Origin of the sequence: Planococcus sp. A6 (assembly GCF_028823615.1) — a bacterium.
GTDB lineage: Bacteria > Bacillota > Bacilli > Bacillales_A > Planococcaceae > Planococcus.
The window spans coordinates 1-9,581 of the sequence record NZ_JAPEHT010000123.1 but is presented as its reverse complement, the minus strand read 5'-3'; the positions used below and the strand labels follow the sequence as shown (position 1 = coordinate 9,581).

Genomic DNA, 9,581 nt, shown 5'->3' with positions numbered 1-9,581 from the left:
CCGCCCCACGGCAAGCAGCCCCCTGCAACGTAGTCGAAAAGCGGAAGCTTTTCCACTCACTTATTTTTATTTCTCTAGTATCCTGCTGGCCCCAAGCAGCCATTGAAGCACAGTCGAATAGCACAAGCTATTTATACTTACTATGTTTCTCATATCTTTTACTTACTTCCCTTCAATAAGTCGTCAGCTTGAAGAGCTTTTGGAAGTTGTAGATGCCGCGCTGCCAGAACGTGAACTCGTCTTGGTATTCTTCCAGGTCGAGTGTGTAGAGGGCATCTTCGTTGTTCCACAGCCGCTCGAAATACGTATCCAGTTCGCCGACCAATTCGCTATCGGTCGGCGCTTTGATGAGAATATCCGCTTCTAAATTATAATCCATCAGCGTGCGTTCGGTCATATTGGCGGAACCGCCCAGAATGACCGTTTCTTCGCCATTTTGAATCATTATTGTTTTGGTATGGAATTGCCCGACTACCGGATTGTACCAGCGGACTGCCAAAGAATCGCTGGCTGCATCCACCAACCCGTTCACTGCCGGCCGGTTCGGCAAACCGGTCTTTTCATTGCCAAATGCATTTTTGTTTGGATCGAGTACAAGCTGTATTTCTACGCCGCGATTCGATGCTTCCACCAAACTGTCGACTACACTGGTCTCTGATAAATAGAACATGGCCATCTGGATGCTATCGCCTTCCTCTGTACTGTCCATATGCTTTAAGAGAGCTTTCAAAATTTGCCGTTCAGTGACATATTGCACTTCATAGTCACCTGATTGTTCAGGCATTTCCGCTCTCGGAAAATCTGGACCGCCAGATAATTTCGAAACCGCTTCCTCAGCTTCCAGAATATCATCGAGCACCGGCCCGCTGACACGGAATGCCATATTGCCATGCAAACCGCTGGCATCGTGTGGATTGGCTGAACTGATGATTGCTTCCTGCTCTGAAACAACGGTCTTCCGGTGATTCGCCTTGATGTTCATCATTTGCATGTAAGATGAAAGCGTCATATCCGGTGCGTCGCTCGACATGGCATTTGCTATCCAACCGTCCCCTGGATTATCGAACCATTGAAAAATTACCCGGTACAAGCCTGAATACAGCGGCATCGAATCGCGCAATTTATCGAGGTCGGTGATGATCACTTCGACCCCTTCCGCTTCCAAGGTTTCCAGCAGCAAACTTTCATAAGAACCGTATCCGACATTCAACGGGTCGGTGATGAAATAGATCGGGAAATCGGGATTTTCTTTCTTTTTCTCGATTAAATGATCCGCCAAGCGTTCTGCAATCGCTGGATACGCGGTTTCCGTATCGTTGTAATTATCGAATAGGAACAGGTCGAGCACGAGAAATTCCTCTGCTTCATCGATCAGTTCATGGATTTCATCGAAAATCCGCAGCTCGCTTTCCAAATCTGTGCCTTCCTTATCCTGTGCATAGCTCAGATCATAAATCATTTCTACTTGCTCGGCACTGTGCAAATCTCCAGCGTATGACACGCCTACTGGCAAGGGCTTAAACGTGTGCCAAATTATTACAATTATATACATCGCAGCAAGTATTCCTACAGTTCCCATAATAATGCGCCTTCGCTTGCTGTAATTCTTGATTTTTCTCATGTCTCTCCCGCTCCTTTGCTTCATTATAAGCGGAAGAGTCACAGAAAAATATCAGTTATTATTTTCCATATAAAAACCCCAGCCAAATAATGGCTGGGGTTAGGAAAATATTAGGCAATCACTACGTATTCGCGGGTTCTTACGTCTTCCATGAGCATGTCTTTTAGGCGCTGTTTTCCGCGGTGAAGGCGGGATTTCACCGTGCCGATCGATACTTTCATGGTCTCAGCAATTTCAACGAGTGAATATTGATGGACGTAAAAGTAAACGATCGTCGTCCGGTAAATCGTATCCAGTTCTGAAATTTTGTGGCGGATCATGACAGAGACATCTTGTTTTTCCAATAATTCAGCTGTCCCGGTCTCATCGGTTGGAATCAAATCCAGCAATGAGACATCGAGTCCTTCCGGCTGGTTGGCGATATGTTTGCTGCGGCGCACGTTTTTACGGTAGCGGTCACGGAATGTATTCATGCAAATCGTCGTCAGCCACGCCTTGGCATGGTCGACTTCGGCGATTGAGGATTCATAGCGTACTACTTTCAGCCATACTTCCTGCATCAAATCTTCTGCTTCAGCTTTGTTGCGGGTAAGTTTTAGGCATAAATGATAGATATAGCGGTTATATTCGGCATATAGCTCTTCCATCGGTGTTACCTCCGTTCGGTGATCTTATGCCTTTATTGTGCCTGAGTTTAGGCTTACGCTCTATCGTTCCCTCTTTCAGTCTCCTTACAATAGTGTAAGAAATAAAAAATCCGGCCCATCATCCGGGCCGGATTTCGTTATTGTCTTTTGCTTGCGTTTTCGCTGATTGTTTCTTGTTCTTCAGGTACATTTCGTTATTGTCTTTTGCTTGCGTTTTCGCTGATTGTTTCTTGTTCTTCAGGTACAGCGAGTTTTGTGATTGTCAGCCGCTCGATGCGGTTTCTGTCCATTTCATTGACGACTACGTGCAAGTTTTCATAAGTGAATTCTTCGCCGACCTCCGGCACATGGCCAAGCTGCTGCATGACAAAGCCAGCAATCGTGTCATGGTCTTCCGGGACTTCGACTTCGAACATTTCATTGACGTCTTCAATTTCCAGGCGGCCGTGGCATGACAATTGGCTGTCGTTGATTTCAAAGACCAGTTCATCGTCTTCGTCGTCCGTCTCGTCCTCAATGTCCTGTCCGATCATTTCCTCGATTATGTCTTCGTGTGTGACAATCCCGAGCGTTCCGCCGTATTCGTCCAAAATGACGGCCATGTGCTTTTTCTTCGCCATCATCAATTTGAATACTTTCTCGACGCTCACTGATTGCACGACGAATAATGGATTGTCATCCATCAACTCCGCCAAGGTCAAGTTCGGGTTCATCGACCATTCGATGAGTTTTTTGGAATAGAACAAGCCGACGACATTGTCCATGCTTTCTTCGTATACAGGATAACGCGTATATGAGGAATCCAGGATCAAGTCACGGACTTCCTCATAGGTCAGATCGATCGAAATGCCGACCGTATCGGTCCGGTGTGTCGACATGACATCCGACACGTCCTTATGAGGAAAGTCGAGCACGCCTTTGATGCGCTCCGATTCGTCGGCTTCGAAGGTCCCTTCCGTCGACGCAATATCGACCATCGTGCGCAGCTCTTCTTTGGTCATCGTCGCTTCTTTGACGCTGCCTTTGGAGATGATGCGGATGAAAATATTCGTGAACTGGGCGAGCAGCCACGTCAATGGTTTGAAGATGACCACCAGGAATGAGATAACCGGGGCTACGATATAAGCGATTTTATCCGCAAAAGTCGCGGCAATGGTCTTTGGCAGCACTTCCCCGAAAATGATCAGGACAACCGTCAAGATGGCTGTCGCCAATCCGACCTCCCATCCTTCCGTGATGGCGATGGTCGTGACGAGTGTAGGCAGCATGATATTGGAAATATTATTACCGATCAAAATAGTCGTGATCATCCGGTCCGGCTTCGCGATCAATTTTTCGAGCTTTTGGGCTTTGACGTCCCCCTGCTCCGCGCGAAGATGGACCTTCATCCTATTAACTGCCGTGAGTGCCGTTTCGCTTCCCGACAGGAAAAACGACATGATCAGAAATAATGCCAATGCTATAAACAAATTTACTTCCTCCAGTAAAATACATATAAAATTTTTTCGATCTGTTTCCGTATTATCCATAATACCACAGCAATTTTCCTCTTGTCGAAAAGGACAACTTAGCTATGCTATAATTTCCACATACTAAAAATACTGGAAAGCAGGGATTTTATGAACGCCACTCAAATCGATAAGTACTTCAAAGATCACCGCCAGGCCCATCTCGAAGAATTGAAAAGTTTTTTGCGCATCCCATCGATCAGCTCTTTGTCCGAACATAAAGCCGATATGCAAAAAGGCGCGGAATGGCTTATCAAATCATTGACTAAAGCAGGTCTTGAAAATGCCAGCATCGATGAAACCGATGGCCATCCGGTCGTCTACGCCGACTGGCTCCACGCCGAAGGGAAACCGACAATCCTCGTCTACGGCCATTACGATGTCCAACCGGTCGACCCGCTCCACTTATGGGAAACACCGCCTTTCGACCCGCACGTGCGTGACAATAAATTGTATGCACGCGGCGCAAGCGATGATAAAGGCCAAGTGTTCATGCATATGAAAGCAGTCGAAGCTTTGCTTGATTTGAACGGCGAACTTCCAGTCAATATCAAATTCATCCTTGAAGGCGAAGAAGAAATCGGCAGCCCGAGCTTGCCGAAATACGTCGAAGACAATAAAGACAAGCTATCGGCTGACATCATCGTCATTTCCGATACCGGCATGCAAGGGCCAGGGCGCCCGGCTGTCTGTTACGGGCTGCGCGGGCTTGCGGGCATCCAGATCGACGTCAATGGCCCTAAAGGCGACCTACATTCCGGTCTTTACGGCGGAGCTGTCCAGAACCCACTCCACGCCATTGTGGAAATCCTCGAATCGTTCCGTGACAAAGAAGGTGTCATCCAAGTCGAAGGCTTCTACGACGACGTCCGTCCCGTTTCAGACGAGGAACGTGCGGAATTCGCCGCACTGGATTTCGATTTGGAAAATGAAAAGCAGGCAATCGGCATCTCAGAAGATTTCGGCGAAAAAGGCTATTCATTCGTCGAGCGCACATGGATCCGTCCGACGCTCGAGGTCAATGGCATCACCGGCGGATTTTCCGGCGAAGGCATCAAGACCGTCTTGCCCGCTGAAGCCAGCTCAAAAATCACTTGCCGCCTCGTTCCTGACCAGGATCCGGACGACATCATCGCCAAGTTGAAAGCGCATGTTGAAGCGCATAAGCCGGCAGGTGTCACAGTCGACATCACCGAATTTGATAAAGGCAAGCCGTTCCTGACGCCATACGATCATCCGGCCATCCAGGCAGCGGGCCGCTCGTATGAAAAAGTGTATCAAGTGCCGACCGCTTTCACGCGTATGGGCGGATCGATTCCGATTGTCGCTGCGTTCGATGAAATTCTCGGATTCCCTGTCGTCTTGATGGGCTTCGGGCTGGCATCGGAAAACTTCCACGCGCCGAACGAACATTTCCATTTGGAGAACTTTGATAAAGGGCTCCGCGTGATTAGCGATTATTTGTTTGAAGCATCAACATTAGGCCAATAATCTTCATAGCCTCCCCTGATTTGGGGAGGCTATTATTTTTATGAAATTGCAGTTATTTGCTGGAGGGATACGATGGTTATTTTGTATTGGATAGGCAGTTATTTACTTGGTACTGTTTTGACCGCACTATGGATAGGGAAATGGAAAGGTGTAGACTTGACTTCTTCAGGCAGCGGAAATCCCGGCGCCCGCAATGCCTTGGCCGTTCTCGGGCGCAGAGCCTCCCTATTGGTGTTTCTCGGCGACTTCCTGAAAGGTTCAGTCGTTGTATGGGCAGGGCTTTGGCTCGAATTCTCATTATGGTCCGTTGCCGTTGCGGGATTGCTTTCAGTCATCGGGCACATTTATCCGCTATGGCGCAAAGGCCGCGGGGGCAAAGGCATCTCGACCTTTACTGGGGTCGCCTTTTGGCTGACGCCTGATTTGTTTTTGGCGATGCTTGTTTTGTCGTTCGCTTTCTATCCGTGGCTGAAAAGCGCCACTTTGTCGATGCTCGCAGGCTTCAGCGCCTTTTTCGCCGTCGCTTTTGCGTTTCAAGTTCAATCTGTTGTCTGGCCGCTGTTTCTGGCCATTATTATTATTGTAATTCGCCACAAAGCGGATATTAAAATTTCAATGGAGAGACGTTTTCCTTCAAACAAAGCCTGAATGTCCCGCTCTTGGAGATTTTTATTCATGAAAGCTAGGACCATATTATTATCCGTGTTATAGTTTTATTATTCAAAATACTCAATAGATAGGGGTTTTACGATGAAAAAACCGATTGCATGGATCATGGATACGACCGGATATGTCACAGAACAATTCAAATCGCACCCCGATGTCTATATCGTCCCGCTGAATATCCATTTCGGCTCGGAAGAATTTATCGATGACGGCATCGACCTCTCAAACGATGAATTATACGCACGCATGAAAAGCTCAAAGGATTTCCCGAAAACCTCCCAGCCATCTGCAGGGAAATTTGCGGAACTTTATGAAAAGCTGAAAGAGGAATATGAGTGCGCCATCGCTGTCCATGCCTCCGCCAAGTTAAGCGGCACGATCGCTTCTTCCATGACCGGCGCCGAGATGACGGATTTCAAGGTATACACTGTCGATTCACTCGCTTTGTCATACGGGCTGTCTGGGCTTCTTGAACGCGGATTGAAGCTGCAAGATCAAGGGCTTTCCGCTGAAGAAATTACCCAGCGGCTTGAGCAGGAAACAACAGATTTCCGCAATTTCATCCTAATCGGCAATTTGAGCCAATTATATAAAGGCGGCCGGATGAGCGGCGCACAATATTACATCGGCAGCGTCCTAAAGATCAAGCCGATCGTCCAGCTTACCGAGAAAGGCGAACTTGAGCCGATCGACAAAGTTCGTTCCCATAAGAAAGCGCTGGCTTATTTGCTCGATCGTGCAAAAGCAGACCACGAACAATACGGGATCGATTACTTCCAGATTATGCACGGGCACATCCCCGAGCAGGCGGAAGAGTTGAAGGCGGAACTTTTAAAGTTTGCGCCTGAAGCCGAAGTGCTGATCGGAAATCTCAGTTCATCACTGGCCGTCCACGCTGGAGAAGGCACACTTGCGTTCATGTGGAGAAGACCCCCAGCTTCCGTATAAGAAATCGCTAGTCTTTAGGCCTATCTTACAGCATTTTCCCGGGAAAATCTGGGGAATTCTGATACAATAAGGGCATATAAAGACAGTGAGGTGGATTCGATGCAACATGTTGAACGGGAACTTACAGAACACGTTAAATTATGTGACGCCAAAGGCCAATTGAATCCAAGCGCTATCGGCTATGCAAAGAAGCCCTTGGTCGAAAGCAATCTGAAAGGCAATTTCCTTCGTAAGAAGAAATGGAATTATTGGTGTGTCTTCGGCGATGAGATCGTTTTCTCGGCCACCATCTGCCATCTGGATTATGCCGCTGTCTGCTTCGTTTATTTCTTAAACTATGAAACACAGCGCTTTTTCGAAAAAACGGTTATGGTGCCCTATTCCAGAAATTTGCGCTTATCCGACAGCGTGTTGGACAGTTCACTTTTCCGTAATTCGGAGATATCCGTCCACTCCATTTATGAGGATGGAAAAACCCGCTTGGCGGTTACCATCCCCGATTTCGATGGGGAGAAATTACATGCCTCACTGACAATCGCCCATCCAGCTGAAATGGAGTCGCTGAACGTTGTCATCCCGTGGAATCGCCAAACCTTTCAATTCACCTCGAAACATCATGCCTTGCCGACAAACGGAACGGTCCAAATCGGGCCTAGACGCTATGATTTTGATGAATTGGATAGCTTTTCGGTATTGGACTACGGCCGGGGCATCTGGCCGCGCGAATCGACCTGGAACTGGGGAATGGCTTCCCAGCGCTCGCTCGGCAAAGTGATCGGATTGAATTTCGGTGGCAAATGGACCGACGGCACGGGCATGACGGAAAACGCCTTTTTCGTCAATGGCCGTATGACTAAAATCAGCGAAGACGTCATTTTCCGTTATGATGAAGAAGATTTCAAAAAGCCGTGGCTGATCCACACGAAATTGACCGATGACGTTAAATTGACGTTCACTCCTTTTTACGAACGCGTGTCAAAATCGGATGTACGTCTTGTGAAATCGGAAGTTCATCAATTGTTCGGCTATTACAATGGCTACGTCCGCTATACAGATGGCAAGAAGCTGAAAATCCACCAATTGCTCGGCTCTGTAGAAGAACATTATGCCAAGTGGTAATTATTTCAAATGAAAAACCGCCTGAAGGATATCGTTCCGATATCCTTCAGGCGGTTTTCTATTTGTGTTCGGCTGTTTTTTTCTTAAAGCTGCTATACCAAGGCTTTCCGATAAAAAATGCAGGGAGCAGGATTATTCCTGCAACGAGCGGCCAAGTTGCAGCACCGGTGACTCCTAAAGTGAATGCTGCAACCACCCATATACTCAATGCAACTAGTTTCATTTCAATTCCCCCAGCATTTTTTCCGGATAATCCGTAAAGATGCCCGAGACGCCGATCTGCTTCAATTGCTCAGCGTAGTCTAGCCGGTTGACGGTATAGACATAGACCTCAAAACCTTTTTCGATCAGTTCGGCACCGTGTCGAAGCGCATACGGCAAGGACAGATGAAGCCGTTTCGTTCCGACTGTCTCTGCATAAGCGGCTATATCCACCAAAATATTGGAAGCCAAAATCGCCCCTGGTAATTGATGGCGATCCATCGCCAGCTTTACATCCAGGTGGTTGAATGAAGAAATGACAAGCCGATGTTCCATGCCCTGTTCAGCCGCAAGCTCAGCCACTTTTTCCACCGCGCCCACATACGGGAAAACGTCCGTTTTCAGTTCCACATTCAGCACGTGATGGGTGTTTTCAAATACCCCAAAAACTTCTGCCAATGTCGGCATTTCGGTTCCGGCCCATTCGTCTGCTTTCCAGCTTCCGGCGTCCAGTTTTTTCAGTTCGGCAAGCGTCATGTCTTTCACATAAGCTTTGCCATTTGTTGTGCGGTTCACTTTTTCATCATGGATGACGACGAGTTCACCGTCTTTCGATAAATGAACGTCCAGTTCCACGCCATGAACCGGCAATGCTGCAGCTTCCTCAAAAGCAGGCAGCGTATTTTCCGGATGTGTGCCCGAACTTCCGCGATGCGCAAAAATCTCCATAAGCTAACCTCCTGCTTTTAAACGTCTGTCCGAATTTGCCAAAGTTCCGGGAAGAAATATTGATCCAATACTTTCTTCAAATAATTGACGCCTGAAGATCCACCTGTTCCTTGTTTGAAACCGATGATCCGCTCAACCGTTTTCATATGGCGGAAACGCCATTGCTGCAGCCAATCTTCAATATCGACCAATTTCTCAGCCAATTGATACAGTTCCCAGTGCTCATCAACGTTGCGGTAAATTTCCTTCCACGCTTCACGGACGCTGTCATTCGATTCGTATACAGTGCTGACATCGCGTGATAGTACACTTTCGTCAATTTCGAACCCACTGCGCGCTAACTTTTGGATGGCGGCATCATACAAGCCCGGTGCGTGGAACGCTTCTGTTAATTGCTCGTGCAAGACTGGGTCTTTTTCATAGATGCTCAAGACATGCTTGGTTTTGTAGCCGAGCGCGAATTCGATCATGCGGTACTGATAGGACTGAAAGCCGCTTGCATTGCCGAGGTCATCCCGGAACTCCAAGTATTCAGCAGGGGTCAAGGTCGACAGCACATCCCAGCCTTGGATGATCTGTGACTGGATGCGCGATACGCGCGCCAATTGCTTGAACGCCGGCTGCAGATCATCCGCTTCGATATGGCGGATG

The 9,581-nt window shown here is 47.9% G+C and carries 10 protein-coding genes; 4 read left to right on the top strand and 6 right to left on the bottom strand.

Annotation, left to right across the window (positions count from 1 at the left end; translation table 11 throughout):
- Positions 1-172 precede the first annotated feature (172 nt).
- From ON064_RS14955 to ON064_RS14945, 3 genes are all read right to left on the bottom strand, one after another.
- Complete coding sequence (locus tag ON064_RS14955) at positions 173-1,621, bottom strand: phospholipase D-like domain-containing protein (RefSeq protein WP_274625400.1); 1,449 nt, start codon at positions 1,619-1,621, stop codon at positions 173-175.
- A 110-nt stretch (positions 1,622-1,731) separates the two neighbouring features.
- Positions 1,732-2,268, bottom strand: coding sequence for an RNA polymerase sigma factor (locus tag ON064_RS14950; protein WP_121298480.1), 537 nt, complete (start codon positions 2,266-2,268; stop codon positions 1,732-1,734).
- 194 nt (positions 2,269-2,462) lie between these two features.
- Positions 2,463-3,737, bottom strand: coding sequence for a hemolysin family protein (locus ON064_RS14945; RefSeq protein WP_274625399.1), 1,275 nt, complete (start codon positions 3,735-3,737; stop codon positions 2,463-2,465).
- Positions 3,738-3,887: 150 nt separating this feature from the next.
- Here ON064_RS14945 and ON064_RS14940 point away from each other — a divergent pair, with 150 nt between their 5' ends.
- The 4 genes from ON064_RS14940 (at position 3,888) to ON064_RS14925 (ending at position 8,000) form a co-directional block, all read left to right on the top strand.
- Entirely contained in the window at positions 3,888-5,267 is a 1,380-nt protein-coding gene (locus ON064_RS14940) for a dipeptidase (protein WP_274625398.1), read from the top strand.
- A gap of 72 nt (positions 5,268-5,339) precedes the next feature.
- Positions 5,340-5,915 (top strand): glycerol-3-phosphate acyltransferase, encoded by a 576-nt coding sequence (locus ON064_RS14935; RefSeq protein ID WP_274625397.1) that lies wholly within the window; start codon positions 5,340-5,342, stop codon positions 5,913-5,915.
- A 102-nt stretch (positions 5,916-6,017) separates the two neighbouring features.
- The gene (locus ON064_RS14930; RefSeq protein ID WP_121298487.1) at positions 6,018-6,881 is read left to right on the top strand and encodes a DegV family protein; all 864 of its coding nucleotides are present in this window, start codon (positions 6,018-6,020) and stop codon (positions 6,879-6,881) included.
- Between the two features lie 99 nt (positions 6,882-6,980).
- Complete coding sequence (locus ON064_RS14925) at positions 6,981-8,000, top strand: DUF2804 domain-containing protein (protein WP_274625396.1); 1,020 nt, start codon at positions 6,981-6,983, stop codon at positions 7,998-8,000.
- Between the two features lie 58 nt (positions 8,001-8,058).
- On the opposite strand, the gene ON064_RS14920 is transcribed toward ON064_RS14925, so the two are convergent.
- From ON064_RS14920 to ON064_RS14910, 3 genes are all read right to left on the bottom strand, one after another.
- Positions 8,059-8,223 carry a hypothetical protein gene (locus tag ON064_RS14920; protein ID WP_274625395.1) on the bottom strand — a complete coding sequence of 55 codons (165 nt, stop codon included), beginning with the start codon at positions 8,221-8,223 and terminating at the stop codon, positions 8,059-8,061.
- Positions 8,220-8,930: a glycerophosphodiester phosphodiesterase family protein gene (locus ON064_RS14915; RefSeq protein ID WP_274625394.1), complete on the bottom strand. Its 711-nt coding sequence runs from the start codon at positions 8,928-8,930 to the stop codon at positions 8,220-8,222. The genes ON064_RS14920 and ON064_RS14915 overlap by 4 nt, the downstream gene beginning before the upstream one ends.
- A 17-nt stretch (positions 8,931-8,947) precedes the next feature.
- A partial coding sequence (locus ON064_RS14910; RefSeq protein ID WP_274625393.1) for a tryptophan 2,3-dioxygenase occupies positions 8,948-9,581 on the bottom strand: 634 nt, incomplete at its 5' end.